General features: G+C 71.1%; 25 protein-coding genes. 11 read left to right on the forward strand and 14 right to left on the reverse strand.

Annotated elements, in window-relative coordinates:
• Window positions 1–65 precede the first annotated feature (65 nt).
• On the forward strand, window positions 66–1040 hold the full coding sequence (locus BJ975_RS02310; protein WP_179423247.1) for a GNAT family N-acetyltransferase: 975 nt from the start codon (window positions 66–68) through the stop codon (window positions 1038–1040).
• On the opposite strand, the gene BJ975_RS02315 is transcribed toward BJ975_RS02310, so the two are convergent.
• The gene (locus BJ975_RS02315; RefSeq protein WP_179423249.1) at window positions 965–3124 is read right to left on the reverse strand and encodes an MMPL family transporter; all 2160 of its coding nucleotides are present in this window, start codon (window positions 3122–3124) and stop codon (window positions 965–967) included. The genes BJ975_RS02310 and BJ975_RS02315 overlap by 76 nt on opposite strands.
• A 156-nt stretch (window positions 3125–3280) precedes the next feature.
• Here BJ975_RS02315 and BJ975_RS02320 point away from each other — a divergent pair, with 156 nt between their 5' ends.
• The 4 genes from BJ975_RS02320 to BJ975_RS02335 all read left to right on the forward strand — a co-directional run bounded on the left by BJ975_RS02320 (window position 3281) and on the right by BJ975_RS02335 (window position 6562).
• Window positions 3281–4627, forward strand: coding sequence for a bifunctional folylpolyglutamate synthase/dihydrofolate synthase (locus BJ975_RS02320; protein ID WP_179423251.1), 1347 nt, complete (start codon window positions 3281–3283; stop codon window positions 4625–4627).
• An 8-nt stretch (window positions 4628–4635) separates the two neighbouring features.
• Window positions 4636–4962, forward strand: a complete 327-nt coding sequence (locus tag BJ975_RS02325) for a DUF4233 domain-containing protein (protein WP_179427962.1) — start codon at window positions 4636–4638, stop codon at window positions 4960–4962.
• Between the two features lie 75 nt (window positions 4963–5037).
• Window positions 5038–5709, forward strand: coding sequence for a metallophosphoesterase family protein (locus BJ975_RS02330; protein ID WP_179423253.1), 672 nt, complete (start codon window positions 5038–5040; stop codon window positions 5707–5709).
• The gene (locus tag BJ975_RS02335) at window positions 5702–6562 is read left to right on the forward strand and encodes a ParB N-terminal domain-containing protein (protein WP_179423255.1); all 861 of its coding nucleotides are present in this window, start codon (window positions 5702–5704) and stop codon (window positions 6560–6562) included. The genes BJ975_RS02330 and BJ975_RS02335 overlap by 8 nt, the downstream gene beginning before the upstream one ends.
• Window positions 6563–6593: 31 nt before the next feature.
• Here the strand turns inward: BJ975_RS02335 and BJ975_RS02340 are convergent, their stop codons facing one another.
• From BJ975_RS02340 to BJ975_RS02360, 5 genes are all read right to left on the reverse strand, one after another.
• Window positions 6594–7763: an ABC transporter ATP-binding protein gene (locus BJ975_RS02340; RefSeq protein WP_179423257.1), complete on the reverse strand. Its 1170-nt coding sequence runs from the start codon at window positions 7761–7763 to the stop codon at window positions 6594–6596.
• Between the two features lie 11 nt (window positions 7764–7774).
• Entirely contained in the window at window positions 7775–8614 is an 840-nt protein-coding gene (locus tag BJ975_RS02345; RefSeq protein WP_179423259.1) for a carbohydrate ABC transporter permease, read from the reverse strand.
• 4 nt (window positions 8615–8618) lie between these two features.
• Entirely contained in the window at window positions 8619–9542 is a 924-nt protein-coding gene (locus BJ975_RS02350; protein ID WP_179423261.1) for a carbohydrate ABC transporter permease, read from the reverse strand.
• Window positions 9539–10825, reverse strand: coding sequence for an ABC transporter substrate-binding protein (locus BJ975_RS02355; RefSeq protein WP_218845711.1), 1287 nt, complete (start codon window positions 10823–10825; stop codon window positions 9539–9541). The genes BJ975_RS02350 and BJ975_RS02355 overlap by 4 nt, the downstream gene beginning before the upstream one ends.
• A 118-nt stretch (window positions 10826–10943) precedes the next feature.
• The gene (locus BJ975_RS02360; protein WP_179423265.1) at window positions 10944–12620 is read right to left on the reverse strand and encodes a glycoside hydrolase family 13 protein; all 1677 of its coding nucleotides are present in this window, start codon (window positions 12618–12620) and stop codon (window positions 10944–10946) included.
• A 38-nt stretch (window positions 12621–12658) separates the two neighbouring features.
• Between BJ975_RS02360 and ndk the strand changes: the two genes are divergently transcribed.
• Both ndk and BJ975_RS02370 read left to right on the forward strand, forming a co-directional pair.
• Window positions 12659–13066 carry a nucleoside-diphosphate kinase gene (gene ndk, locus BJ975_RS02365; RefSeq protein WP_179423267.1) on the forward strand — a complete coding sequence of 136 codons (408 nt, stop codon included), beginning with the start codon at window positions 12659–12661 and terminating at the stop codon, window positions 13064–13066.
• A gap of 4 nt (window positions 13067–13070) precedes the next feature.
• On the forward strand, window positions 13071–13850 hold the full coding sequence (locus BJ975_RS02370; RefSeq protein ID WP_179423269.1) for a 3-keto-5-aminohexanoate cleavage protein: 780 nt from the start codon (window positions 13071–13073) through the stop codon (window positions 13848–13850).
• 6 nt (window positions 13851–13856) lie between these two features.
• On the opposite strand, the gene BJ975_RS02375 is transcribed toward BJ975_RS02370, so the two are convergent.
• A complete protein-coding gene (locus BJ975_RS02375) occupies window positions 13857–15290 on the reverse strand; it encodes a CotH kinase family protein (RefSeq protein ID WP_179423271.1) in 1434 nt (477 codons plus the stop codon).
• 111 nt (window positions 15291–15401) lie between these two features.
• Between BJ975_RS02375 and BJ975_RS02380 the strand changes: the two genes are divergently transcribed.
• Complete coding sequence (locus BJ975_RS02380; protein WP_179423273.1) at window positions 15402–16709, forward strand: DUF2079 domain-containing protein; 1308 nt, start codon at window positions 15402–15404, stop codon at window positions 16707–16709.
• Window positions 16710–16763: 54 nt separating this feature from the next.
• On the opposite strand, the gene BJ975_RS02385 is transcribed toward BJ975_RS02380, so the two are convergent.
• The 3 genes from BJ975_RS02385 to glpX are packed head-to-tail and all read right to left on the reverse strand — an operon-like array spanning window position 16764 to window position 20142.
• Window positions 16764–18158 (reverse strand): class II fumarate hydratase, encoded by a 1395-nt coding sequence (locus BJ975_RS02385; protein ID WP_179423275.1) that lies wholly within the window; start codon window positions 18156–18158, stop codon window positions 16764–16766.
• A gap of 48 nt (window positions 18159–18206) precedes the next feature.
• On the reverse strand, window positions 18207–19130 hold the full coding sequence (locus BJ975_RS02390) for an alpha/beta fold hydrolase (protein ID WP_179423277.1): 924 nt from the start codon (window positions 19128–19130) through the stop codon (window positions 18207–18209).
• 4 nt (window positions 19131–19134) lie between these two features.
• Window positions 19135–20142, reverse strand: a complete 1008-nt coding sequence (gene glpX / locus BJ975_RS02395; protein ID WP_179423279.1) for a class II fructose-bisphosphatase — start codon at window positions 20140–20142, stop codon at window positions 19135–19137.
• 77 nt (window positions 20143–20219) lie between these two features.
• On the opposite strand from glpX, the gene BJ975_RS02400 reads away from it, so the two are divergent.
• Window positions 20220–20753: a DUF4245 domain-containing protein gene (locus BJ975_RS02400; protein WP_179423281.1), complete on the forward strand. Its 534-nt coding sequence runs from the start codon at window positions 20220–20222 to the stop codon at window positions 20751–20753.
• On the opposite strand, the gene BJ975_RS02405 is transcribed toward BJ975_RS02400, so the two are convergent.
• Both BJ975_RS02405 and xseA read right to left on the reverse strand, forming a co-directional pair.
• Entirely contained in the window at window positions 20720–20944 is a 225-nt protein-coding gene (locus BJ975_RS02405; protein ID WP_179423283.1) for an exodeoxyribonuclease VII small subunit, read from the reverse strand. The two genes, BJ975_RS02400 and BJ975_RS02405, sit on opposite strands and share 34 nt — an antisense overlap.
• On the reverse strand, window positions 20937–22160 hold the full coding sequence (gene xseA / locus BJ975_RS02410) for an exodeoxyribonuclease VII large subunit (protein ID WP_179423285.1): 1224 nt from the start codon (window positions 22158–22160) through the stop codon (window positions 20937–20939). The genes BJ975_RS02405 and xseA overlap by 8 nt, the downstream gene beginning before the upstream one ends.
• Before the next feature lie 64 nt (window positions 22161–22224).
• Between xseA and BJ975_RS02415 the strand changes: the two genes are divergently transcribed.
• Window positions 22225–23214: a 4-hydroxy-3-methylbut-2-enyl diphosphate reductase gene (locus BJ975_RS02415; RefSeq protein ID WP_179423287.1), complete on the forward strand. Its 990-nt coding sequence runs from the start codon at window positions 22225–22227 to the stop codon at window positions 23212–23214.
• An 18-nt stretch (window positions 23215–23232) separates the two neighbouring features.
• Here the strand turns inward: BJ975_RS02415 and ggt are convergent, their stop codons facing one another.
• Window positions 23233–25056 carry a gamma-glutamyltransferase gene (gene ggt / locus BJ975_RS02420; RefSeq protein ID WP_179423289.1) on the reverse strand — a complete coding sequence of 608 codons (1824 nt, stop codon included), beginning with the start codon at window positions 25054–25056 and terminating at the stop codon, window positions 23233–23235.
• Window positions 25057–25224: 168 nt separating this feature from the next.
• On the opposite strand from ggt, the gene BJ975_RS02425 reads away from it, so the two are divergent.
• Entirely contained in the window at window positions 25225–25620 is a 396-nt protein-coding gene (locus BJ975_RS02425; RefSeq protein WP_179423291.1) for a hypothetical protein, read from the forward strand.
• On the opposite strand, the gene BJ975_RS02430 is transcribed toward BJ975_RS02425, so the two are convergent.
• Window positions 25604–26044, reverse strand: a complete 441-nt coding sequence (locus BJ975_RS02430; protein WP_179423293.1) for a DUF6542 domain-containing protein — start codon at window positions 26042–26044, stop codon at window positions 25604–25606. The two genes, BJ975_RS02425 and BJ975_RS02430, sit on opposite strands and share 17 nt — an antisense overlap.
• Window position 26045 lies beyond the last annotated feature (1 nt).

Raw genomic sequence — 26045 nt, forward strand, 5'->3', positions numbered from 1 at the left:
GGCGCCCCGGGGGTGCGGCACCGCGCGGCCGTCCGTCCAGCAGGATGGTGCACGGAGGCGATCAGATGAGCGACGGCGACCGGCCCACGATCCACGTGGTGGCCGCATTCACGACGGACGCGCAGGGCCGGATCCTCATGGTCCGCAAGCACGGGTCCGAGGTGTTCATGCAGCCCGGTGGCAAGCCCGAGCCGGGGGAGGAGGCGGTCGGCGCGCTCGTGCGCGAGCTCGAGGAGGAGCTCGAGGTCCGCGTCGATCCCGACGAGCTCGCGTCGTGGGGTCGCTTCGAGGCCGACGCCGCCAACGAGCCCGACCACCACCTCGTCGCCGACGTGTTCGCGCTGCGCCTCGACGGCGAGGTCGTCGCCGCCGCCGAGATCGCCGAGGCGCGCTGGTTCACCCGCGAGGAGGCCCACGCGCTCGGCGACCGTCTCGCCCCGCTGGCGGGCCGGATGCTCGAGCTGCCCGAGGTCCGCACCCACTTCCGTCCCGCGAGGTTCGCCGCGATCGAGACCGAGCGGCTTCGGCTGCGGCTCATGACCCTGGCCGACGTCGACGCCGTGCACTCGTACCAGTCACGCGAGGACGTCTGCGAGTACATGCTGTTCGAGCCGCGCACCCGCGAGGAGGTCGCCGACCGCGTCGAGCACTGGGCGCGGGCCGACCGCATCGGCAGCGAGAGCGACTACCTCCAGCTCGCCCTCGAGCGTCGCGAGGACGGCGCGATGCTCGGGCACCTCTACCTGCGGGTGAAGTCCCTCGACGCGCTCACGGCCGAGCTCGGCTGGACCCTGCACCCCGACTTCCAGGGCGCCGGCTACGCCACCGAGGGCGCGACCGCGCTCATCCGGTGGGTGTTCGACCGGCTCGGCCTCCGGCGCGTGATCGCCGACCTCGACCCGCGCAATGAGGCCTCGATCGCGCTGTGCCGCCGGCTGGGCATGCGCCAGGAGGCGCACTTCCGTCAGGACGTCTGGTTCCGCGGCGCCTGGGCCGACACGGGCATCTTCGCCGTGCTCTCCGACGAGTTCGGCGGCTGATCCGGCGGGGCGCCGTCGTCGCGCCCCAGCCGGCTGGGCCACCAGATGTGGCGGCCGATGTCGAGGTTCAGCGCGGTCACCAGCACGGAGCGCACGATGATCGTGTCGAGCAGCACGCCGATCGCGACCGCGAAGCCCAGCTCGGCGAGGAACACGATCGGCAGCGTGGCCAGCGCGGCGAACGTGCCGGCCAGGACGAAGCCGGCCGAGGTGATCACGCCACCCGTGGCCGCGAGGCCGATGAGGGCGCCCCGGCGCGTGCCGTGCAGGAGCGACTCCTCGCGGACGCGGGTCATCAGGAAGATGTTGTAGTCGATGCCCAGCGCCACGAGGAAGACGAACGCGAACAGTGGGAACGAGGAGTCCGCGCCGGCGAAGTCGAACACGTAGTGGAACACCAGCGCGCTGATGCCCATCGCCGCGGCGAACGACAGCACGACCGTGAGGAGCAGGATCAGCGGCGCGGCCACCGACCGCAGCAGCATCATGAGGACCAGCAGCACGACGGCGAGGATGATCGGGATGATCAGCCGGTTGTCGGCGGCCGAGGCCTCCTGGACGTCGAGGTTCAGGGCGGTGTTGCCGCCGACGAGGGCGTCGGCGCCCTCCACGGAGTCGAGGTCGGCGCGGGCCGTCTCGACGATGTCGCGCGCCTCGGTCGAGTCGCTGGGGACCGTCATCGTCGCCTCGATGTAGGCCACGTCTCCCGAGACCTGCGGCTGCGTCACCGAGGCGGCGTCCACGCCGTCGATCCCGGCCACGACGCTGCGCACCTCGGCGGCCTGCGGCGCGTTCGAGATGATTTGCAGCGGGTCGCCCGCGCCGGCCGGGAAGTGCTCGGCGATCCGCTCCTCGGCCGCCAGCGAGGGCTGGTCGGTGGTGAAGGCCTCGGCGTTGCTCAGGCCCGTGGCGTCGAGCTTCACGATGCCGAACGACAGCGCGATCAGGACCAGCGAGGTCACGACCCACACGACGCGGGGTGCCCGCGCGATCCACGTGCCGACCCGGGCCCAGAAGCCCTTCGAGGTCCGCTGCGGGTCGCCGAAGTGGGGGATGAACGGCCAGAACACCCAGCGGCCGAAGATCACCAGCAGGGCCGGGAGCAGCACGAGCATCGCGAGCAGGGCCACGGCGATGCCCGCCGCGCCGACGGGACCGAGCCCGGCCGTCGAGTTCATCTGCGCGAACAGCAGGCAGAGCAGACCGATGATGACGGTGCTGCCGCTGGCGAACACGGCCGGAGCGGCGCGGTGGAGAGCGTGCGCCATGGCCTCGTGCCGGTCCTCGTAGTTGCGCAGCTCCTCGCGGTACCGGGCGACGATCAGCAGGGCGTAGTCGATGCCGGCGCCCAGCACCAGGACGCTGAGGATGCCGGCGCTCTGCCCGTTGACCGTGAGTCCGCCGTACTTCGCGAGCAGGTAGACCAAGCCCTGCGAGGCGAAGACGCTCATGAGGCCGCAGAACAGCGGGATCAGCCAGAGGATCGGGCTGCGGTACGTCAGCAGCAGCATCACGACGACGACGCCCACGGCGGCCGCGAGCAGGATGCCGTCGATGCCGGCGAACGCCTCGGCCTGGTCGGCGCCCAGGGCGGCCGGACCGCCGACGTCGACCCGCAGGCTCGTGCCCTCGACGGCGTCCTCGGCCGCGTCGGTCACCTCGTCGATGAAGTCGGGGAGGTCCTCCCAGCCCTCGTCGTCCAGGGTGATCGGCACGATGAGCTGCGCGGCGACGCCGTCCTCGCTCGGGATCGGACCGACGACCTCGCCAACCGGGACGTCCTCGAGCGCGCCGATGGCCTGAGCCGCCTGCTGCCCGGCTGCGAGGTCGGCGGGGGTCAGCGGGGCGTCCGAGGTCAGCAGCACGATCGCCGGGGCGGTGTTCTCGTCGTAGAACGAGCCCGCCTTCTCGATGACCTGCGTCGACTCGGCCTCCTCGGGCAGCCAGGACGCGATGTCGTTGTCCTGGACGCTCGTGAGCTTGGCCCCGAACGAGCCCAGCCCGCCCAGGATCACCAGCATGAGGGCCAGCACGACCCACTTGACCCACCGATGGGTGATCCACCCCGCGACCTGACGATTCATGCGTTCAGTCTCTTCCCGCTCCTCGGCCCTGAGAATGGGTGAGAACCCCGAGATTGGAATCATTCGCACCAGGGGTCACTGGTGGCTCCGGAGTCGCTGGGATGTCGGTGCCCCTGGAGGCAGACCCCTGCGGCACCGGCTGGGATACTGGCAGGGATGAGGCCCACCTATCCCGACGTCGAGCTCGCCCTGCTGTCCCGCTGGCCGGAGACCAGGCTCGAGCCGTCCCTCGACCGCATCCGCGCCATCTGCGAGCTGATGGGCGACCCCCAGGACGCGCAGCCGCTGGTCCACCTGACCGGCACGAACGGCAAGACCTCCACCAGCCGGATGATCGACGCGCTGCTGCGTGCCCTCGACCTGCGCACGGGCCGGTTCACGAGCCCGCACCTGCAGCGCATCAACGAGCGCATCTGCATCGACGGCGAGCCGCTCTCGGACGAGCTGTTCGTCGACGCCTACGCCGACGTCGCGGTCTACGCCGACCTCGTCGACCAGAGCCAGCCGCACCCCCTCAGCTTCTTCGAGATGCTCGTCGCGATGGGCTACGCGGCGTTCGCCGACGCCCCGGTCGACGTGGCCGTCGTCGAGGTCGGGATGGGCGGCGCGTGGGACGCCACGAGCGTCGCCGACGCCGACGTCGCGGTCATCACGCCGATCGACGTCGACCATGCGTCCTACCTCGGTGACACGCCCGCCGACATCGCCGTCGAGAAGTCGGGGATCATCAAGCGCGGCTCGCGCACCGTGCTGGCCTCGCAGTCCGAGGAGGTGCTCGAGGTGATGCTGACCCGCGCCGCCGAGATGGGCTCCCCGGTCGTGCTCGAGGGCGTCGACTTCCGCGTCGAGTCGCGCACGCCGGCCGTGGGCGGGCAGATGTTCACGATCCAGGGCGTCAAGGGCCGCTACGAGGACATCCTGCTGCCGCTGCACGGTGCCTTCCAGGCCCGCAACGCGGCGCTCGCGCTCGCCGCCGTGGAGGTCTTCACCGGTGACGCCGAGCTGGACCCCGAGCTCGTGCGCGCGGGCTTTGGCGCCGTCACGTCGCCCGGCCGCCTCGAGGTGGTCCGCCGCAGCCCCACGATCGTGCTCGATGCCGCGCACAACCCGCACGGGGTGCGCGCCATGGTCGAGTCGATCGGCGAGGAGTTCACCTTCAACCCGCTGATCGGCGTCGTCGGCGTCATGGCGGACAAGGACGCCGAGGAGATCCTGCGCGAGCTCGAGACCTCGGTCGCGCACCTGATCTGCACGCAGAACAGCACCGAGCGCTCGCTGCCTGCGGCCGACCTCGGCGAGCTCGCGACGGGCATCTTCGGATCCGAGCGGGTCACCGTGGTGCCCCGCCTCGACGACGCGCTCGAGCGGGCGATCGCCTTCGCCGACGCCTCGGGCGACGAGTTCGGCGACGCGATCGGCTCCGGCGGGGTCATCGTCACGGGCTCGGTCGTCACGGTCGGTGAGGCGCGCACCCTGCTGCGCGGCGCGGGGGAGGAGTCGTAGTGAGGCACATGTGCGCGGCGATGCTGTCGCTCCAGGCGATCATCCTGGGCCTCTCGGTCCCGGTCATGATCGCGGTCGAGGACGTCGATCCCGCGGTGGCCGGTGTGATCGGCGGAGGCCTCGCGGTCCTGTGCCTGCTCACGGCCGGGATGCTGCGGCGGCCGTGGGCCTACTGGGTGGGCCACGGGATCCAGGTGGCCACCTTCCTCACCGGCTTCCTCGTGCCGATCATGTTCTTCATCGGCCTGATGTTCGCCTCGCTGTGGCTCGGCGCGTTCTTCCTGGGTCGCCGGATCGAGGCCGACAAGGCCCGCTGGGCCGCCGCGGAGGAGTAGGTCGGCTGCTGCCAGCGCTTCCCTGACCGCCTGAGATGTGACGTGGCTCACCCGGTTCCCCGGTACGGTGGAGGCATGGTGCGCGTGCTCGTGGTCGCTGACGAGATCTCGCCGGTGATCCACGATGCCGGCGTGCGCCGCATGGACCCCGACCTCGTCCTCGGCGCGGGCGATCTGCCCTGGGACTACCTCGAGTTCCTGTCCTCCATGCTCGACGTCCCGGTGGTGTTCGTCCCGGGCAACCACGACCCCGAGGTGGACGCGCCGCTCTCGGGCTTCCGCGGCTGGCTGGCCGGCAACGGGCTGCCCCCGGAGGATCCTCGTCCGCTCGGCGGGACCAACGCCGACGAGTCGATCGTCGACGTCGCGGGACTGCGCATCGCGGGCCTCGGCGGCAGCATCCGCTACAACGAGGGGCCCAACCAGTACACGCAGGACGAGTTCGCCAAGCGGGCCAAGCGGCTGATGAAGGTCGCGGCCAAGCGCGGTGGAGGCGTCGACGTCCTGCTGACGCACTCGCCACCCCGCGGCCTCGGTGACGGCGACGACCCGCCGCACCACGGCTTCGAGGCGCTGCACGAGGTCATCGAGACGCTGCAGCCCACGTGGCACCTGCACGGCCACATCCACCCGTTCGGCCAGCCGCAGCCCGACCGCGTCGTCGGCGACACCACGATCCGCAACGTGGTGCCCTACAAGCTGCTCGAGATCGCGCCGGTGCTCGACCCGGTGGGCGGTCATGGCTGACTCCGGATCCCCCCGGATCGACGCCGAGAGCGACTTCATGCGGTCGCGTCGCCTGCAGACGCTGTCGGCGCTGGCGGCCCGCCTGCGCGGCGAGGGCGGTGAAGCCACGCGGGCGCTGTCGTTCGACGAGGTCGTCGACGCCCTCGGCCGACGCGGCGAGCGACGCCTCGGGCTGCAGCTGATCCCGCTCGACGCGATCATCGGCTCGGTCGACAAGGTGAAGGACTTCGACCGCCGCTTCCGGCCCACCTCCGACAAGAGCCGGGCGCGGTGGGAGCGCATCGCCCGTGCCAGCCGCGTCGGCGAGGAGATCCCGCCGATCGACGTCTACAAGCTGGGGGACTACTACTTCGTCCGCGACGGGCACCACCGCGTCTCCGTCGCCCGTGCCCTGCGGCTGCGCCTCATCGAGGCCGAGGTCACCGAGGTGCAGACCCTGCTCGAGCCGCGCGACATCGGCCGGCGCGACAGCCTCGAGCTCAAGCACTGGCGCAAGCTCTTCATCCAGCGCGTCCCGCTCCCGAGCACGGTCCGCGAGCGAGTCCGGGTCACCAAGCCCCACGGCTACGGCGTGCTCGCCGAGATGGTCGAGGCCTGGGCGGCTCGCACGATGATGGCCGAGGCGCAGCTGATGGACAAGAAGACGATGGCACAGCGCTGGATGGACGAGGAGTTCCTCCCCGTGCTCGAGCTCATCGAGGAGGCGGGCCTCCAGGGCGAGGACGAGACCGCCGGCGACGCCTACATGCGGGTCGCGGGGGAGCGGTACCGGCTGATCCGCGAGCACGCGTGGGACCGCGAGATCATGAAGCAGGTCGCCGCGGGAAAGAAGCGCGGCCGCAAGTCTCGATGACTCACGGCCGCGCCTGCTGCTGATCTGCGGGTCAGGACCCGTGCGCCAGGTTCTCCCCGGACTGGGCGTCGAACACCTGGATCTTGCTGCTGTCGACGTACAGCTCGGCGCCCTCGCGGGCTCCCACCTTCGACTCCGCGCTGAGGCGGGCGTTGATCTGCGTGCCCTCGCCGGCCATGTCCTGGCCGGTGTCCTTCGCGAGGTCGTCGAGGTCGGCGTTCGCCGCGCCACCCTGCACCGTGAAGTACGCGTAGACGTCCGAGCCCATCTGCTCGACCAGGTCGACGTCGACGTTGACCCGGGCGCCGGGGGCGTCCGCCGCGACGAGTGAGGCGTCCTCGAAGTGCTCGGGGCGGATGCCCACGATGACGTCGCGGCTCGCGCTGCCCGAGCGCAGGGCTTCGCGGTAGGCGTCGGGGACCGGCAGCTCGCCGATCGCCGTCGAGAGCGACTCGCCCTCGATCGTCGCGGGCAGGAAGTTCATCGACGGGCTGCCGATGAAGCCGGCCACGAACAGGTTGTTCGGGTGGTCGTACAGCTCGGTGGGGGAGCCCACCTGCTGGATCTTGCCGGCGCGCATCACCACGACGCGGTCGCCCAGCGTCATCGCCTCGGTCTGGTCGTGGGTGACGTAGACCGTGGTGGTGCCGAGGGTCTTCTGGATGCGGGCCACCTGCGTGCGCATCTGCACGCGCAGCTTCGCGTCGAGGTTCGACAACGGCTCGTCCATGAGGAAGGCCTTCGGGCTGCGCACGATCGCGCGGCCCATCGCCACGCGCTGACGCTGGCCGCCGGAGAGGTTAGAGGGCTTGCGGTCGAGGTGCTGCTCGAGCTCGAGCATCTTCGCCGCCTCGTCGACCTTCTGCTTGATCGTGGACTTGTCCACGCCGGCCAGGGTCAGCGGGAACGCCATGTTCTCGTAGACCGTCATGTGCGGGTAGAGCGCGTAGGACTGGAACACCATCGCGATGTCGCGGTCCTTCGGCGCCTTGTCGTTCACGACGGTGCCGTCGATCTTGAGGTCGCCGGTGGTGATGTCCTCCAGCCCCGCGATCATGTTCAGCGTCGTCGACTTCCCGCAGCCCGAGGGGCCGACCAGGATGATGAACTCGCCGTCGGCGATCTCGAGGTTGAAGTCCTCCACCGCGAGGGCTCCGTCGGGGTACCGCTTGACCACGTGGTCCAGGACGATTTCAGCCATGATGTTTCCTTTCAGCCCTTGACGGCGCCGCTGGTGAGGCCGGCAACGATCCGGCGCTGGAAGAAGAGGACGAAGATGACGATCGGGATGGTGATGACCACCGCGGCCGCGGCGATCGACTGCGTGGGCTTCTCGAACGTCGTGGCGCCGGTGAAGTAGCTCAGGGCCGCCGGCACGGTGCGGGAGCGCTCGCTGGAGGTCAGCGAGATCGCGAAGAGGAAGTCGTTCCAGCACGAGATGAACACCAGGATCGCGGTCGTGAAGACCCCGGGCATCGCGAGCGGGGCGATGACCTTGCGGAACGCCTGGTAGGGCGTCGCGCCGTCCATCTTGGCGGCCTTCTCCAGCTCCCAGGGGATCTCGCGGAAGAAGGCGCTCAACGTGTAGATCGCCAGCGGGAGGGCGAACGTGATGTAGGGGATGATCAGGCCGAGCCACGTGTCGAACAGGCCGATCCCGGTGAGGATCTTGAACAGCGGCGTGACCAGGGCGATCTGCGGGAACATCGCGATCATCAGCGACGCGCCGACCACGAACTTCTTGCCCGGGAAGTCCAGGCGCGCCACCGCGTAGGCGGCCATCGTGCCCACCACGATCGCCACGAACGTGGAGATCAGACAGATGCCGATCGAGTTGATCAGGGCCCGGGTGAAGCTGTCGTTCTGGAAGATCGCCTCGTAGTGCTCGCCCGTGATCTGGCTGGGCAGGAAGCGGCCGTCGTTGAGGGTCGCGTCGGGCTTGAGCGACAGCGAGATGATCCAGATGACGGGGATGAACGCGTAGAGCAGGACGATGGCGTTGACGCCCCACCAGATCGCCTTGCTCTTCGGCGTCTCGACTGCGGTGCTCATGACGTCACCTCTTCCCTTCGTCGGAGCCTGGTGCCGCTGCGCCGAACAGCTTCACGAAGATGATCGCGATGATGGCGATGGTGATGAAGATCAGCACCGACATCGTCGAGCCGATGCCGAGGTTGAGCCCTCGGATCAGGTTGTTGTAGGCCACGATCGAGACGCTGGACGTGTCGTTCGCGCCGCTGGTGAGGATGTAGATGTTGTCGAACACGCGGAAGGCGTCGAGGGTGCGGAAGAGGACCGCCACCAGGATCGACGGCTTGATCAGCGGGACCGTCACCTTCCAGAAGCGCTGCCACGGCGAGGCGCCGTCCATCGACGCCGCCTTCATGAGGTCCTCGGGGACGAGCGCCAGGCCGGCCATGAGCAGCAGGGCCATGAAGGGGATGGTCTTCCAGACCTCGGCCAGGACGATGATCCAGAACGAGCTCCACTGGCCGGTGAGCGGAGCGCTGTCGCCGGCGAGCCAGCCGATGTCCTGGCTCCAGGCGAAGCGCCAGCTGAACGCGGCGACGACGGTGACGATCGCGTACGGCACCAGGGCCGAGGTCCGCACCAGGCCGCGGCCCACGATCGTGCGGTGCATGACGATCGCCAGGCCCATGCCGAGCGCCAGCTCGAACGCCACGCTGACCACCGTCAGCAGGAGGGTGAAGCCGAACGCCTGCCACCAGATGTCGCTGGTCAGCACCGTGACGTAGTTGTCGAGGCCGACGAACTCGTTGTCGTCCGGTGTGCGCAGGTCGGCGCGGAACAGCGAGAGGTAGATCGCGTACGCGATCGGGTAGGCCGTGACCGCGATCATGAGGATCACGGCGGGCGCCACGAGCATCAGGCCCAAGCGGCGCTCGGCCTTCTTGCCCTCGCTGTGCCGCTGCCGCGCGATCTCCGCGCTGTCGTCCTCCACCTTGTCCAGAACGCTCATGGCAGGATCCCCTTCCCTTCGATGGCGTCATTGATCGAGGAGTCGAGCTCCTTCGTCGTCTCCTCGGGCTTGATGCTCGAGGGCGGCGAGAGCGTGGACGAGATGATCGTCGAGATGTTCTGGTAGACCGGCGAGATCGGTCGAGAGCTGGCGGTGTTCAGGGCGGAGAGGAGCACCTCGCCCTGCGGGTAGGCCTCCTTGAACTCCGGGTCCTCGAACACCGTCTCGTCGACCGGGGGCTCACCGGCGGTCAGCGAGTGCTTGAGCTGGTTCTCCGGCGACCGCAGGCACATCGCGGCGTCGAAGGACTCCTTCGGGTGCTCGCTGAACTTGCTGATCGCGAAGTTCATGCCACCGACCGTGACCTTGGAGGGCTCGCCCTCGACGGTGGACGGGAATGTCGTGAAGGCCAGGTCCTTGGCGATGTCCGGGTTGGCCTCGCGCATCGCGCTCAGCACGTACGGCCAGTTGAGGCTGAACGCCGACTGGCCGTTCTGCAGCTGCGCGAAGACCTCGGGCTCCTGCGAGTTCGACAGCGACCGGTTCGCCAGGCCCGACGTGGCCAGCTTGTTCAGCAGCTCGAGCGACTGGGTGGTCTTGTCGTCGATGGTGGTCTCGGTGCTGTCCTCGTTGACGATCGTGCCGCCGTACGACGACAGGATCGTGTTGAAGCCGACCACGAGACCCTCGTAGCGGGCTCCGGTGAAGCCGATCTCGTACGGATCGCCGGCGTCCTTGAGCTCCTGGGCCATCTCGAACATCTCGTCCCACGTCTCCGGCGGCTTGCCGTCGCCGACCTTGTCGACGAGGGACTTGCGGTACCACATGAGCTGGGCGTTGGTGTGCTTCGGAATCGCGTACAGCTTGTCCTTCCAGGTGGCCGTCTCCAGCGGCACCTCGAGGGTGTTCTCCGAGGCCTGGGCGGCCTGCTCGTCGGTGAGCGGCAGGATCCAGCCGGCCTCGGCGAACTCGGCGGTCCAGACCACGTCCATGCCGATGAGGTCCATGCCGGTGTCGCCGGCGGCGAGGCGCCGGACCATCTGCTCGCGCTGTCCGTCGGCGTCGCTGGGTACGAGGTTGCCGACGATCTCGTACGCGCCGTCGGCCTGCTCGTTGCAGCCGTCGATCAGATCCTGGAACCCCGTGGCGGACGCGCCACCGAAGAGGTTGATGGTGGGGACCCCGCCGTCGTCACTGCCGGCGCAGGCGGCCAGTGACGCGATGAGCGTCGCAGCCGCGGCCAGGCCGACGGATCGGCGGGTCTTCCTCGATCGCCTTGTCACGTGCACCACCCGACCTTCCCCCGAGACCATGCGGCGTGCGACTCGAAGAAATGTGACGCCGCTCACACGAAACTACGGCGGGCGGACGAACGCCGCAAGTCAGGCGGCGCCGGGTGGCTCAGCCGGGCGCGATCCAGGCGGTGGTGTCGCCGGGCAGGCGGTGACCGTCGAGCGGGCCGCTGACCGACAGCAGCTCACCGTGCGGGAGGTCCAGCGGCGCGGCACCGAAGTTCGTGACGACCTGCACCCGGCGCCCGCCGGAGCCCGTCACGGTGAACGCCAGCACGTCGTCGCCGGCCTCCTGCCAGTGCAGCTCGCCCCGGCCCAGGCCGTACTTGCGCCGCACGGCCAGCAGTCGCCTGTAGAGCTCGAGCGTGCTGCCGGCGACGCCGTCCTGGCGGTTGGGCGCGAGGTCGCCGTAGACCTCGGGCTGGGGCAGCCAGCTCTTGCCCGTGGGGCTGAACCCGAAGGCGGGCTGGTCGGCGTGCCACGGCACCGGCACGCGGCAGCCGTCGCGGCCCACGTCCTCGCCGTTCGTGCGAACGAAGGTGGGGTCCTGGCGGACCTCGGGGGGCAGGGTGGTCGCCTCGGGCAGGCCGAGCTCCTCGCCCTGGTAGAGGTACGCCGAGCCGGGCAGCGCGAGCATCACCGAGGTGGCTGCGCGGGCGCGGCGCAGGCCCAGCTCGTTGTCGGGCTGCGGGTGGTCGGGGCCGATGCCGAGCACGCGGGTGGCGCGCTCGATGTCGTAGGACAGGCGCGAGGCGTGCCGCGGGACGTCGTGGTTGGACAGCACCCAGGTCTGGGGCGCGCCCACGGCCGCGGTGGCCTCGAGGCCGCGGGTGATGGCCTCGCGCTGCTCGCGCGCCCGCCACGGGGTCATGAGGTAGCCGAAGTTGAACGACTGGTGCAGCTCGTCGGGACGGACGTAGCGCGCCAGCGCCTCGTCGGGGATGACCCACGCCTCCGCGACGAGGATGCGGTCGGCGTCCTGGCCCTCGACGCGGTACTCGTCCACGACGCGTCGCCAGTCGCGGTAGACCTCGTGCACGGCCGGCTTGTCCCACATCGGCTGGTGGCCCGTGGGGTGGATCGCGAGGTCGTAGTCCTCGGGGGAGTCGGGCAGGCCCTCCTCCTTGTGCAGGCCGTGGGCCACGTCGATGCGGAAGCCGTCGACGCCCCGGTCGAGCCAGAAGCGCAGGATCGAGCGGAACTCCTCCTGGACCTCGGGGTTGTTCCACTCGAAGTCGGGCTGGCTGGGGTCGAACAGGTGCAGGTACCACTGGCCGGGGGTGCCGTCGGGGTTCGTGGTGCGGGTCCACGCCGAGCCGCCGAAGTTGCTCTGCCAGTTGTTCGGCGGGAGATCGCCGTTCTCGCCCGCGCCGTCGCGGAAGATGTAGCGGCCGCGCTCGGCGCTGCCGGGCTCGGCGGCCAGCGCCGCCTGGAACCACACGTGCTGGTCCGACGAGTGGTTGGGCACGAGGTCGACGATGACGCGCAGGCCGAGCTCGTGGGCACGCGCCGCGAGGGCGTCGAAGTCCTCGAGCGTGCCGAAGAGCGGATCGACGTCGCGGTAGTCGGCGACGTCGTAGCCCGCGTCGTTCTGCGGGCTGGTGTAGAACGGCGACAGCCACACGGCGTCCACCCCCAGCGCGACCAGGTGGTCCAGGTGCGCGGTGATGCCCGGCAGGTCGCCGATGCCGTCGCCGTCCGCGTCCGCCCAGGACCGCGGGTACACCTGGTAGATCACGGCGTCCCGCCACCAGGCGGGGGTGGTGGTGTGCGTGCTGTCGACCATGGGAACTCCTTGGCGCGCGCGGAGGATAGGTTGGGCACATGACGCAGCGCACGCTTGTTCTCATCAAACCCGATGCCGTGGCCCGGGGCCTCGTGGGGGCCGTGCTCTCGCGGTACGAGACCAAGGGACTGCGCATCGTCGCGATGGAGCACCGCTCGATCGACGCCGACATGGCAGACGCCCATTACGCCGAGCACACCGAGCAGCCCTGGTACCCGCCGCTGCGGGCCTTCGCCACCTCCGGACCGCTCGTGTCGCTGGTCCTCGAGGGCGACGAGGCGATCGAGGTCGTGCGCGCCCTGAACGGCGCCACCGACGGCCGCAAGGCCGCGCCCGGCACGGTGCGCGGCGACTTCTCGCTGTCCAACCGCGAGAACCTCGTGCACGCGTCCGACTCCCCGGAGTCGGCCGAGCGCGAGATCTCCCTCTGGTTCCCGGAGCTGTGACTCCGTGGGCGGGCGCTCGTTGATCCAGGCCTGTCTCAACGGCGCGCGCCCTCCGGCCGCGCACCCCGCCCTGCCCGTCACCCCCGTCCAGCTCGCCTCCGACATCGTCCGTGCGGTCGAGGCGGGCGCCGACTGCATCCACCTGCACCCGAAGGACGTCGACGGACTCGACACCCTCGACGCCGACGCGGTCGACGCGGTGATGACCGCGGTGCGCTTCGTGTCCCCGTCGGTGCCGATCGGCGTCACCACGGGCGCCTGGGCGCTGCCCGACCCCGCCGCCCGCGTCGAGGCGATCCGCCGCTGGACCGTCCTGCCCGACCTCGCCTCGGTGAACTGGCACGAGACCGGCTCCGAGGCCGTGGCCGCCGCCGTGCTCGAGCACGGCATCGGCATCGAGGCCGGACTGTGGAGCCTCGACGCCGTCGAGGCGTGGGCGCAGTCCCCGTTGCGTGGCGACGTGGCGCGCGTGCTGATCGAGCTGCCCGAGGGGATCGGCGAGACCGAGCTGGTGATCCTCGCCCAGGACATGCTCGAGGCGGTGCGGGCCGTCGACCCGCGGGTGCCGGTGCTGCTGCACGGCGAGGCCCGCTCCGCGTGGCCGGCCCTGCGTCACGCGGTCGCGCTCGGGCTGGAGACCCGCATCGGACTCGAGGACACCCTGCGGCTGCCCGACGGCAGCACGACACCCGACAACGCCGCGCTCGTGCGCGCGGCCCGCGAGCTGGCCGACCGGCACACGATCCCCGTGGGACTGCCCGAGGAGGACGTCCCGCTGGCCTGAGTCTCCTCAGCCCTGCTCGAGCAGCTCTCCGTCGAGCCACGCGACGCGGCGCTCCAGCCAGCGATGCAGCAGCTCGACCTCGTTCCGCCAGCCCTCGCCGGGCTCCACCGCGGGGTCCTCGTTGGCGAAGACGAACGTCTCGGGGTCGCTGTCGAGGGGGCTCGCCGCGATCGGCAGTCCGGGACCGTCGACCTCGGGTGGGCTGAAGTTGTCCACCGCGTCGTCCTCGATCACGGCGGCCCGCTCGTCGACGAAGTCGCCGATCGTGCCGAGGTCTTCGGACACCTCGCTCCACCGCTGCGCCACGTGCTCCGCGAACTCCGGGTCTGACATCAGCACGTTGTAGTAGTGGCCCTGCCGCTGGTTCCACACCTGCGTGGGGGAGAAGGCGCGCCGCCACGCGGGGTCGTCGCTGATCCCGTACCAGGACCGCTGCAGCCACCAGCCCTTCGGATGGTCGAGGCGCCAGGAGCCGTTCTTGCGGTTGCCCTGCGAGGCGGTGAAGTCCCACGGCGGTCCCATCGCGAGGGTGTCGTCGCCGCGCAGCACGAAGTGGACGTCGTCCTGCAGGGGGCTGCCCAGGTTCTTGGTCAGCTCGTTCACGAGGTACCAGTCGGCGAACGAGTCGAGGTCGAGCCGGTCGCGGTAGCCGTTGTCCGGGAACGCCGGGTCGTACAGGAGGTCCTCGATCTCCTGGAAGCGCGCGGCGACCTCCTGGCGGTCGGCTGCGGAGCCCTCGTCGAGGTACACACGCAGGCCCCGCTCGGTGCGGAACCGGGGCCGGTCCGCGAGGTCGCGGGCGTCGGCCAGCAGCAGCTCGTCGGCGGCGGCGATCTCGATGCGACCGTCCTGGACGGTGGGGCGCTCGCCGAGCAGGTACAGGCCGCACGCGGTGCCGTTGATCTCGAGGTTCGCCGGCACGAGCCGCGGCACCCAGTCGAGACCGATCCGGCGGGCGATCTCCATCGCGGTGGCGCTGCGCAGCAGCGACCGGTCGGCGAACTCGTCCAGGAGGACCCAGTCGCGCGAGGCGGGCAGGCCCAGGACGGAGGCGACCTCGGAGAGCTCGAGGTCGTAGGGGCGCTTGAGGCTGTTGAAGGGATTCGCCGTCTCGGTCACGGAGACGGCGGCGGAGAGCTCCTGGCGCTCGTGCCCGGGCGCCGTGATCGCGAGCTCGACGTCGGTGGGGTCCGTGACGCTCGTGACGAGGTCGTGGCACGGTGCGGCCGGCTCGGTCGCGAAGTCGTCGGTCGGCACTGTGAGCCGCACGGTGGCGACGCCGTCGACCTCGACCTCCGGCTGCACGGTCGCGGACGTGGAGGGCTCGTTCCCGCCGTCGGCGTCTGGAGCGGAGCGCAGGTTGACCGCGATCACGAGCGCCATCAGCCCCAGCAGCGCGAGGGACACCACTGCCACCGAGACCGCCCGAGTCCTGCTCATGGACGAAACCCTACGTCCCACCACTCCCACCAGCCCGGCCCGGCACCGCCACGGCGAGACGACGCGCCGACGACCCGCAACCGAGGGTTACCGCCGGGTACGGTGTCGAGCGTGAACCGTTGGATGCCTTGGGCCTGGGGTGCGGTCGTCGGGCTGCTCTACAGCCTCGTCTCCGTGCTGTCGTGGCGGCGGCTGACCGTGAACTCGTGGGACAACGCGATCTTCGAGCAGGCCGTCAAGGCCTACTCGCGGTTCGAGGCGCCGATCGTGCCCGTGAAGGGTCCCGGCTACAACATCCTCGGCGACCACTTCTCACCGATCGACGCGCTGCTGGCGCCCGCGTACTGGCTGTTCCCGTACGGCCAGACGCTGCTGGTGGCCCAGGGGCTGCTCATCGGCCTGTCGGTCGTGCCGGTGACCCGCCTGGCCGTCGATCGGCTCGGCGCGCGCGTCGGCTGGACGATAGCGGTCATGTACGGCCTCGCCTTCGGCTTCGGCAACGCCGTCGTCGCCGACTTCCACGAGGTCGCCTTCGCGGTCCCGATCCTGGCGATGGCGGGCGTGGCGTTCGTCGAGCAGCGGTACGCCGCCGTCGTCTGGTGGTCGCTGCCGCTGCTGCTGGTCAAGGAGGACATGGGCGTCACGGTCGCCGCGGTCGGGGTGGCCCTGTGGCTGGTCGGGGAGCGTCGCCGCGGACTGATCCTGGCGATCGTCGGAGCCGTCGCGCTCGTCCTCGTCGTGTGGGTCGTCATCCCGGCGTTCAACACCGGGGGCGGGTACGACTACACGGGCAACCTCGGCGGCGAGGTCGGGCTATGGGAGACGCTGACCACCGAGGCCGACCGCAAGCTGCTCACCCTGCTGCTCACCTTCGGGGTCACGGGCTTCGCGGCGCTCTGGTCGCCGTGGGCCGTGGTGGCCGCGCCCACCTTCCTGTGGCGATTCCTCGGCGACGTCGAGTACTACTGGGGCACCGACTGGCACTACTCGATCGTCATCATGCCGATCGTCTTCGTGGCGATGATCGACGCGATCGGCAGACGGCCACGGCTCGAGTGGCCGGGCGTCGTGCTGGGCGCCGCCGTGGGCGGCTACCTGCTGGCCGGCGGTCCGGTCGTGAAGCTGCTCGAGCCCGAGACCTGGGAGGCGTCGCCCCGGCGGGAGGCGATGCAGGAGGCGATCGGGACGATTCCCGAGGACGCCGTCGTCGAGACCGACATCGCGGTGCTGAAGTACCTCACCGGCAGCCACGACGACGCCTACTGGATCGGGACGATCGGCGACGTCGTGCCCGACTACATCATCTTCGACCGTCAGCTGACGCAGACCGACCCCGTCCAGCACGGGGCCGAGCACGGCGCCTCGTACGAGATCGTCTTCGACCGCGACAACTACGTGGTCGCCCGCAAGGTCGGCTGAACGACGGACGCCGCCCGCCCCGAGGGGCGAGCGGCGTCCGAGCGAAGCCCAGCCTCAGGGGTGGGTCATGCTCATGACGTCGAGCGCGGCGTCGAGGTCGGCCTCGCTGATGTCGCCCCGCTCCACGTAGCCCTCCTCGATGACGACCTGGCGGATCGTCTTGCGCTCCTTGACCGACTTCTTCGCGATCGCGGCGGCGTTCTCGTAGCCGATGTGGCGGTTGAGCGGCGTCACGACCGACGGGCTCGACTCGGCCAGCTCGAGGCAGCGCTCCACGTCGGCGGTGATGCCGTCGATGCAGCGGTCGGCCAGCGTGGTGGAGGCGTTCGCCAGCAGGCGCATCGACTCGAGGATGTTGCGGCCGATGACCGGCAGCATGACGTTGAGCTCGAACGAGCCCGAGGCGCCGGCGAAGGCGATCGCGGCATCGTTGCCGATGACCTGGGCACACACCATGAGCGTGGCCTCGGGCAGCACCGGGTTGACCTTGCCGGGCATGATGCTCGAGCCGGGCTGCAGGTCGGGCAGGTGGATCTCGCCCAGGCCGGTGCGCGGGCCCGAGCCCATCCAGCGCAGGTCGTTGTTGATCTTGACCAGGCTCACCGCGATCGTGCGGAGCTGGCCCGACATCTCGACCAGGCCGTCGCGGGCGCCCTGCGCCTCGAAGTGGTCGCGTGCCTCGGTCAGCGGCAGGCCGGTGCGCTCGGCGAGGATCTCGATGACGCGCTGAGGGAAGCCCTTCGGCGTGTTGATGCCGGTGCCCACGGCGGTGCCGCCGAGGGGGACCTCGGCGGTGCGGGGGAGCGAGGCCTCGACGCGCTCGATGCCGCGGCGGATCTGCGCGGCGTAGCCGGCGAACTCCTGGCCGAGGGTGACGGGCGTGGCGTCCATGAGGTGGGTGCGGCCCGACTTCACGACCTCGGCGAACTCGGCGGCCTTGGCCTCGAGGCTCTTCGCGAGGTGGTCGAGGGCCGGGATCAGCACGGTGGTGGCCGACTCGGTGGCGGCGACGTGGATCGAGGTGGGGAACACGTCGTTGCTCGACTGCGAGGCGTTGACGTGGTCGTTCGGGTGCACCTCGATGCCCGACGCCTTCGTCGCGAGCGTCGCGATGACCTCGTTCGTGTTCATGTTGCTCGAGGTGCCCGAGCCCGTCTGGAAGACGTCGATCGGGAAGTGCGCGTCGTACGCGCCGGAGGCGACCTCGTCCGCCGCGGCGACGATCGCGTCGGCCATCGCCTGGTCGAGGATGCCGAGCTCGGCGTTGGCGGTCGCGCAGGCGGCCTTGATCTGCGCGAGGGCGCGGATCTGGGCCGACTCGATGGGCGTGCCGGAGATCGGGAAGTTCTCGACGGCGCGCTGCGTCTGGGCGCGGTAGAGGGCGTCGGCGGGGACCTTGACCTCGCCCATGGTGTCGTGCTCGATGCGCCACTGAGTGTTGTCGGTCATGCTTCGCACCCTAGTGGGCGCAGGTCGCGAGGCGGGTGCGAGGTCGGCTCAGCGGGCGCGGGCCGCCGTGGCCGCGATCGCGTCGACGAACGTGTCGTACAGCTGCGCCGGCAGGTCGTGCCCCATCCCGGCGATCTCGAGCAGGGTGGCGCCACGGATCGCATCGGCGGTGGCCCGTCCGCCGGACCGGTGCACGAGGAGGTCCTTCGTCCCGTGGATCACCTGGGTGGGCACCGTGACGGCGCCGAGTCTCTCGGTGCGGTCGGGCTGCGTCAGCACGGCCATCATGTGGCGCGAGACGCCGCTGGCGATCCAGCCGCGGTCGTAGGTCTCGAGCGCGCGGGCGTAGGCGACGTCGTCGGGCGTGGGGAACGCCGGCGAGGCCATGACCTTGCCGTTCCTGACCGAGAGCTCGGCGTACTCGGGTCGGGTACGGCCGGCGGGGGCGAGCATCGTGCGCATCACGAGCGGGTGGATCCAGCCGACGCGGCGGCGGCCCGTGGTGGACATGATCGAGGTCAGCGAGCGGACGCGGTCGGCGTGGTCGACCGCGAGGGTCTGCGCGATCATGCCGCCCATCGACACCCCGACGACGTGGGCGGACTCGATGCCCAGGTGGTCGAGCAGCGCCGCGGCGTCATCGGCGAGGTCGTCGAGACCGTAGGGCGCCGTGCCGCGGCCGAGGTACGCCTTGATGACGTCGGCCCGCGTGACCGGGTGGTGCCGCAGCTTCGTCGAGCGACCCGTGTCGCGGTTGTCGAACCGGATCACGTGGAAGCCGCGGCGCGCCAGTCGCGCGCAGAAGTCCTCGGGCCACCAGGTCATCGGGCCGCCGAGGCCCATCACCAGCAGGACGGGCTCGTCACGCGGGTCGCCGAACGTCTGGTGGCACAGGTCGAGCCCGTTGGGCAGGTGCGCGAACAGCTCGTCGGAGACCGCGACGGTCTCCTCGCCGGCCTGCCCGGGACCCATCGGCTCAGTGCTCGTAGTCGATGGAGGAGAACGCCGCGAGCTTGTGCAGGCGGTGCTCGCTGCGGATCGTGCGGATCGTGCCCGAGCGCGAGCGCATGACGATCGACTCGGTGGTGGCGCTGCCGGCGCCGTAGCGGACGCCCCGGAGCAGGTTGCCCGAGGTGATGCCCGTGGCGACGAAGAAGCAGTCGTCGGAGGTGACGAGGTCCTCGGTCGTGAGGATGCGGTCGAGGTCGTGGCCGGCGTCGATGGCGCGCTGGCGCTCCTCGTCGTCGGTGGGGGTGAGGCGGCCCTGGATGACGCCGCCCAGGCACTTCATCGCGACGGCGGTGATGATGCCCTCGGGCGTGCCGCCGATGCCGAGCAGCAGGTCGACGCCGGAGTCGGGACGGGCCGCGGTGATGCCGCCGGCGATGTCGCCGTCGGCGATGAACTTGATGCGGGCGCCGGTCTCGCGGATCTCCTGGACCAGCGCGTCGTGGCGGGGGCGGTCGAGCACGCACACCGTGACGTCCTCGACGTCGAGGCCCTTGGCCTTGGCGACGATCGCGATGTTCTCCGAGGCGGGGAGGCGGATGTCGACCTTGCCGGCGGCCTCGGGGCCCGCGATGAGCTTCTCCATGTAGAACACGGCCGACGGGTCGTACATCGAGCCCCGCGGCGCGACCGCCATGACCGAGATCGCGTTGGGGAGGCTCTTGGCCGTGAGGGTCGTGCCGTCGATCGGGTCGACCGCGACGTCGCACTCGGGACCGGTGCCGTCGCCGACGCGCTCGCCGTTGTAGAGCATCGGGGCGTCGTCCTTCTCGCCCTCGCCGATGACCACGACGCCGTCCATCGAGACGGTGTTGATCATCGAGCGCATCGCGTTGACCGCGACGCCGTCGGCGCCGTTCTTGTCGCCCCGTCCGACCCAGCGGCCGGCGGCCATGGCCCCGGCTTCGGTCACCCGGACGAGGTCCAGGGCGAGGTTGCGATCAGGGGCGGCCTCGGCGGGCTTCAGTGCGTCCACGCGCACAGCCTATCGGGCCGGAAGGCTAGGCTGGCCGAGGCGACCGAACGGTCGCCGCAGGCGCGGACAGGAGCAGGATGAGCGGGTACTCACGAGGCGTTCCGGCGATGGGCGACGTGCTGCGCTCGGTCCTGGTGCTGGGCGGCGTCGTGCTGGCGATCTTCCTGTTCGGCAAGCTCTTCACGCAGACGCCCGAGCAGCCCACCGCCGACGTCGACTGGCGCACCGCCGCGAGCGGCGTGGAGGTGCGCGCCGGTTTCGTGCCGCTCGTGCCCACCGAGCTGCCCGAGGGCTGGCGCGCCACGCGGGCCGAACTCATCGACGACCGCTGGCAGCTCAACGTGGTGACCGACGTGAACCAGTACGTGGGCCTCACCCAGCGCACCGCCGCGGCCGACGAGCTGACCAAGCTCGTCCAGGATCGTGCCGAGGGCAGCGAGCCCGACGGCGAGGTCGAGATCAACGGCGTCACGTGGCAGGTGTTCAAGGGACCCGACGGCGACACCACGCTCGGTCGCGCCGTGGAGTCCGAGATCGTCGTGGTCACCAGCAGCGCGCAGCGCGCCGTGGTGGAGGACTACGTCGCGTCGCTGGAGCCCTTCACGTCCTGAGCGGGATCCACCCGGGCCCGCGCCCCGTCGAGCCACCGCTGGCACGCCTCGGCGAGGGCCTCGCCGCGCTCCCACAGGGCGAGCGACTCCTCGAGCGTGGTGCCGCCGGTCTCGAGGCGCTGCACGATCGAGACGAGCTCGTCGCGCGCCTGCTCGTAGGAGAGCTCGGACGGGTCGGGCAGTTCACTCATGGGGATGCTCCTGCAGGTCGGTGACGCGGACGGTGGCGAGGCCGTCGGTGAGGTGGAGGACGAGGTCGTCGCCGGTGGCGATCGTGCCGACGGACGTGACCGCGCGGCCCTCGGGATCGAGGGCGACGGCGTAGCCGCGCTGCATCGTGGCCAGCGGCGACAGGGCGCGCACGCGCGCCAGGTGGTGGCCGACCTCGTCGTGGGCGCGGGCCAGCCGGGCTCGCATGGCCAGCCGGGCCCGTTCGCGCTGGGCCGAGACGACCTCCTGCTGGGTGTCGACGAAGGCGGCGGGGGAGCGCAGGACTGGGCGGCTGCGGAGGGCGTCGAGCCCCGCCTGCTCGCGGTGCAGCTGGGCGGCGATCGCCTGGCGCGCGCGCTCGCGGGCCCCGGCGAGCCCGGTCAGCTCGTCGCCCACGTGGGGCACGACGCGCTTGGCCGCGTCGGTGGGCGTGGAGGCGCGCAGGTCGGCGACGAGGTCGAGCAGCGGCACGTCGGGCTCGTGGCCGATCGCGCTGATGACGGGGGTGGTGGCGCCGTGGACGGCGCGCACGAGCGCCTCGTCGGAGAACGGCAGGAGGTCCTCCATCGAGCCGCCGCCGCGGGCGATGACGATGACGTCGACGTGGGCCGCGGCGTCGAGCTCGCGAAGCGCCGCGATGACGGCCATCGCCGACTGCGAGCCCTGCATCAGCGCGTGGCGGACCTCGATCGCGGCGCCCGGCCAGCGGTCGCGGACGTTCTCCAGGACGTCGCGCTCGGCCGCCGAGCCCTTGCCGGTGATGAGGCCGATCGAGGTGGGCAGCAGCGGCAGCGGTCGCTTCCAGCGCGCCTCGAACAGGCCCTCGGCGGCGAGCAGCTGGCGACGGCGCTCGAACTGGGCGAGCAGCTCGCCCTCGCCCGTGGGACGGATCTCGAGCAGGCGCAGCGACAGGCGGCCGTTCGGCGAGTAGAACTCGGGCTTCGCGTGCACGATCACGCGGGTGCCGTCGGTGATGGGACTGGCGCTGGACTCGACCACGCCGCGGAACGCGGTGGCGCTGACGCTCATCGTGGCGGTGAGGTCGCGCAGGGTGAGGTAGTACGTGTTGCCGCTCAGCTTCGGCTGCACGACCTCGGCCTCGACCCACACCGCGCCGAGGCGCGCGATCCAGCCCTGCAGCGCGAGCGAGACGGAGCGCAGGGGCGCGGGCTTGTCCGCGCTCGTCTCCAGGGCCATGCGCCCACCCTATGAGGCGGCGCCGACGCTGCGGTCCTCATCGCCGGGTCGGTAGGCTGGTGCCATGTCCACTCAGGTCGATCTCGGCATGCCCGGAACCTCGGGCCAGGTCCTCCTGGCCGACCCGCGCGGCTACTGCGCCGGCGTCGACCGGGCCGTCATCACCGTCGAGAAGGCGCTCGACCTCTACGGCGCCCCCGTCTACGTCCGCAAGCAGATCGTGCACAACAAGCACGTGGTCAACGACCTCGCGGCGCGCGGTGCGATCTTCGTGGAGGAGCTCGACGAGGTCCCGCACGGCGCCACCGTCGTGTTCAGCGCCCACGGCGTCTCGCCGGCGGTGCACGCCGAGGCCGCCGAGCGCAGCCTGAAGACGATCGACGCGACCTGCCCGCTGGTGACCAAGGTGCACCACGAGGCGCGCCGCTTCGCCGCCGACGACTACCGCATCCTGCTGATCGGTCACGCCGGTCACGAGGAGGTCGAGGGCACGGCGGGCGAGGCCCCCGAGCACATCACCCTCGTGGAGCACCCCGACGACGTCGCAGCCCTGGAGTTCCCCGAGGGCACCCGGCTGAGCTGGCTGAGCCAGACCACCCTGAGCGTCGACGAGACGATGGAGACGGTGCGCCGGCTGCGCGAGAAGTTCCCGCAGCTGGAGGATCCGCCCAGCGACGACATCTGCTACGCCACCCAGAACCGCCAGGTCGCGGTCAAGGAGATCGCCAAGGACGCCGACCTCGTGATCGTCGTCGGCTCGGCGAACTCGTCCAACTCGGTGCGCCTCGTCGAGGTCGCGCTGGAGGCCGGCGCCAAGGCGTCGTACCGCATCGACGACATCAGCGAGATCGACGAGGCCTGGCTCGAGGGCGTCAGTACCGTCGGCGTCACGTCCGGAGCCTCCGTGCCGGACGACCTCGTCCAGGACGTGCTGCTCTACCTCGGCGAGCGCGGCATCGGCGACGCCAAGGCGATCCGCACGGCCGACGAGTCGCTCATCTTCGCCCTGCCGCCCGAGCTGCGCCGCGACATCAAGGCCGCCGCGCAGGCCTGACGGCCCCGCCGCCCGCCCTCAGCGGCGAGCGGGCCTCACCACCAGGGCGGTGCCACCGCCACGGCGCTTCGGCTCGGCCGCGGCGGTGATGAAGCCGCGACGGTCCACCTCGATCGTGGCCGCGGCCCCGATCTCGGCGGCCGACGTGAACGTGTCGCCCGAGGGCACCAGCACCTGGCCGAACGGGCGCAGCGCGTCCTCGTACCGCGCGATGAACTCGGGCTCGGCCGGCGTGATCGCCGCGTTGCGCTGCGAGGCACGCGGCGCCGCCACCGCCTCGGGCAGCGTCATCCCGAGGTCGATCCGGTTCATGAGGATCTGCAGCACGGTGGTGATGATCGTGGCGCCACCGGGGGAGCCCACCACGTAGCGGACCTGCCCGTTCTTCGTGACGATCGTCGGCGACATCGAGGAGCGCGGACGCTTGCCCGGCTCGATCCGGTTCGGGTCGTTCGCGTCGTAGGCGGTGCTGAAGTCGGTCAGCTCGTTGTTGAGCAGGAACCCGCGACCGGGGACGGTGATGCCCGAGCCGCCGGTCTGCTCGATCGTGAGGGTGTAGGCCACCGCGTTGCCCCACTTGTCCACGACGGACAGGTGCGTGGTCGAGATGTTCTCGGTGTCCGCCTTCTCGTCGAAGGCCGCCGTGGCGCAGCCGCTGCCGTCGAGGGCGCCGGCCGGGACCGGGCGCGTGGACGCGCGGTTCGGGTCGATCGTGCAGTCGCGCGAGTCGGCGAACCGCTGGCTCAGCAGCGTGCGGGTGGGGACGTCGACGAACGCCGGGTCGCCCAGGTAGGCGGCGCGGTCGGCGAACGCGCGGGCCGAGGCCTCGAGGTAGAGGTGCAGGCTCTGGGCCGTGCGCGTGCCACCGCCGAGGCGGTGGTTCTCCAAGATGTTGAGCGCCTCGCCCACCGCGATGCCGCCCGACGAGGACGGCGCCATGCCGTAGACGTCGTGGCCGCGGTAGCTGACCTTCGTCGGCTTCTGGAGGCGGACCTCGTAGCCCTTCAGGTCGCGCGTCGTCATCGACCCGGGCGGCACCGGGAGCGTCGTCGTGGGGCTCTTCGGCGGGTCCTGCACGGTGCGGGCGATGTCCTCGGCGAGTGCGCCACGGTAGAACGCCTGGGCGCCACGTCGGGCGATCAGGGCGTAGGTGCGCGCCAGCTCGGGGTTGCGGAAGCGCGACCCGACGACGGGCGCGTCGCCGTTCGGCAGGAACAGCTCGGCCGTGTCGGGGAAGGCCGAGAAGCGGGTCTTGTTGTCGAGCGTCTGGTTGCGGAACGTCTGGTCGACCGTGAAGCCACGGGCGGCGAGCCGCGTCGCGGGGGCGAGGTTGCGTGCCAGCGAGCGCTTGCCGAACAGGCGCGACGCCTTGTCCCACGTGGCGACCGTGCCGGGCACGCCCACCGAGACGCCCGAGGAGACGAGGTCGGCGAAGGGGCGCGGCTGGCCCGTGGCCTCGTCGTAGAAGGTGCGGGGCGTGACGCCCGCGGGAGCGGTCTCGCGGCCGTCGATCGTGGTGACGCGTCCGCTGCGACCGTCGCGGAACATGAAATAGCCGCCTCCGCCGACGCCCGCGCTGTAGGGCTCGGTGACGCCCAGTGCGGCCGCGGTGGCCACGGCGGCGTCGGCCGCGTTGCCTCCCGACCTGAGCACGGCGAGGCCCACCTCGCTGGCGTCGCGGTCGACGGAGCTGACCGCTCCGCCGTAGCCGTAGGCGGTGGGGCCGGCGGCGACCGGCCGGTCGTGACCGCCCCCGCGCGCCTGCGCCGGGGACTGCAGGGCCACCGCGCCGGCGGCCAGGGTCAGAGCGGACAGGGCGGCGACGGAACGTCGGACGATCATGGTTTCCCCCCGGAAGAGTCGTCGTCCTGTCACGGTAGGTCGGGGATGCGCGCCCGGCAACCGGGTCGACTCCGGCGCTCTCCGGCGGCGTGGTCACGGGTCGGATAGTGTGGGGCGTCGCCTCCGCCGGGGGAGTCGCTTCGTCCGCACCACCCCCCAGAGGACCCCATGCGCCGCGACAAGGCCCTGCTCATGACCTCGGTCGTCTCCTCGATCCTGGCCGCCGGCGTGCTGCTCTACGTCCCCCTGCTGGTGGGCTCGCAGGACGACTTCTCGGCCGGGCTGATGTTCCTGACGCTGCTGGTCACCGGCCTGATGGCCGGACTCCCGGTGCTGGCCAGTGCGGTCGCGCACGGCTGGTTCGGGCTGCGCGACCGCTGGACGGCCGCCGTCGCCTCGATCGCCGCGGTGGTGGCGAGCGTGCTGCTGATCGGCGCGGGCGGGCGCACGGGAACCCTCGTCACGACGGCGGTCGTGCTGGTCGTGGTCTTCGTGGGCCTGTCGCTGGCGGGCTCGTGGGTGGCCTCGAAGGCCTCGGGACCGGGTCTCAGCGGCGGACGCTGACGATTCGCGCCACGATCACCGCGAGCGCGAGCGCGTGCCCGATCAGCAGGGGCACGCCGTGGGCGATCGTGGCGGTGAGGGTGCGGCCGAACAGGCCGGTGTCGGCGGGCAGCCCCTCGACGACGATGGCCTCGGGCACCTGCCACGCCAACAGGAGCAGCGACCCGACGAGCAGCACGGGCGGCATGACGCCGACGGTGAACAGCCCGCGCTCCTGCACCGCGGTGGCGGCCGTGAGCACGACGAGCACGAAGCCGACCGCGAAGGCCACGCCCAGCCGACCGTCGACGAGGTCGAGCCCGGTGACGGCGGCGAGGGTGAGGGCGGAGCACGCCACGGTCGCACGTGGCGTCAGGTCGTACCTGGACGCCACGGCCGGGGTCCTGGCCAGGGCCATGACGGCGCCGGCTGCCGGCGAGCTCATG

The sequence above is a fragment of the Aeromicrobium tamlense genome, assembly GCF_013408555.1.
Classification (GTDB): Bacteria; Actinomycetota; Actinomycetes; order Propionibacteriales; family Nocardioidaceae; genus Aeromicrobium; species Aeromicrobium tamlense.

Excerpts from the sequence above, each read along its gene's own strand:
- BJ975_RS02310 (WP_179423247.1), top strand. The coding sequence starts at position 66 with ATGAGCGACGGCGACCGGCCCACGATCCACGTGGTGGCCGCATTCACG.
- BJ975_RS02315 (WP_179423249.1), bottom strand. The coding sequence starts at position 3,124 with ATGAATCGTCAGGTCGCGGGGTGGATCACCCATCGGTGGGTCAAGTGG.
- BJ975_RS02320 (WP_179423251.1), top strand. The coding sequence starts at position 3,281 with ATGAGGCCCACCTATCCCGACGTCGAGCTCGCCCTGCTGTCCCGCTGG.
- BJ975_RS02325 (WP_179427962.1), top strand. The coding sequence starts at position 4,636 with ATGTGCGCGGCGATGCTGTCGCTCCAGGCGATCATCCTGGGCCTCTCG.
- BJ975_RS02330 (WP_179423253.1), top strand. The coding sequence starts at position 5,038 with ATGGTGCGCGTGCTCGTGGTCGCTGACGAGATCTCGCCGGTGATCCAC.
- BJ975_RS02335 (WP_179423255.1), top strand. The coding sequence starts at position 5,702 with ATGGCTGACTCCGGATCCCCCCGGATCGACGCCGAGAGCGACTTCATG.
- BJ975_RS02340 (WP_179423257.1), bottom strand. The coding sequence starts at position 7,763 with ATGGCTGAAATCGTCCTGGACCACGTGGTCAAGCGGTACCCCGACGGA.
- BJ975_RS02345 (WP_179423259.1), bottom strand. The coding sequence starts at position 8,614 with ATGAGCACCGCAGTCGAGACGCCGAAGAGCAAGGCGATCTGGTGGGGC.
- BJ975_RS02350 (WP_179423261.1), bottom strand. The coding sequence starts at position 9,542 with ATGAGCGTTCTGGACAAGGTGGAGGACGACAGCGCGGAGATCGCGCGG.
- BJ975_RS02360 (WP_179423265.1), bottom strand. The coding sequence starts at position 12,620 with ATGGTCGACAGCACGCACACCACCACCCCCGCCTGGTGGCGGGACGCC.
- ndk (WP_179423267.1), top strand. The coding sequence starts at position 12,659 with ATGACGCAGCGCACGCTTGTTCTCATCAAACCCGATGCCGTGGCCCGG.
- BJ975_RS02375 (WP_179423271.1), bottom strand. The coding sequence starts at position 15,290 with ATGAGCAGGACTCGGGCGGTCTCGGTGGCAGTGGTGTCCCTCGCGCTG.
- BJ975_RS02385 (WP_179423275.1), bottom strand. The coding sequence starts at position 18,158 with ATGACCGACAACACTCAGTGGCGCATCGAGCACGACACCATGGGCGAG.
- BJ975_RS02390 (WP_179423277.1), bottom strand. The coding sequence starts at position 19,130 with ATGGGTCCCGGGCAGGCCGGCGAGGAGACCGTCGCGGTCTCCGACGAG.
- BJ975_RS02400 (WP_179423281.1), top strand. The coding sequence starts at position 20,220 with ATGAGCGGGTACTCACGAGGCGTTCCGGCGATGGGCGACGTGCTGCGC.
- BJ975_RS02405 (WP_179423283.1), bottom strand. The coding sequence starts at position 20,944 with ATGAGTGAACTGCCCGACCCGTCCGAGCTCTCCTACGAGCAGGCGCGC.
- xseA (WP_179423285.1), bottom strand. The coding sequence starts at position 22,160 with ATGGCCCTGGAGACGAGCGCGGACAAGCCCGCGCCCCTGCGCTCCGTC.
- BJ975_RS02415 (WP_179423287.1), top strand. The coding sequence starts at position 22,225 with ATGTCCACTCAGGTCGATCTCGGCATGCCCGGAACCTCGGGCCAGGTC.
- ggt (WP_179423289.1), bottom strand. The coding sequence starts at position 25,056 with ATGATCGTCCGACGTTCCGTCGCCGCCCTGTCCGCTCTGACCCTGGCC.
- BJ975_RS02425 (WP_179423291.1), top strand. The coding sequence starts at position 25,225 with ATGCGCCGCGACAAGGCCCTGCTCATGACCTCGGTCGTCTCCTCGATC.
- BJ975_RS02430 (WP_179423293.1), bottom strand. The coding sequence starts at position 26,044 with ATGAGCTCGCCGGCAGCCGGCGCCGTCATGGCCCTGGCCAGGACCCCG.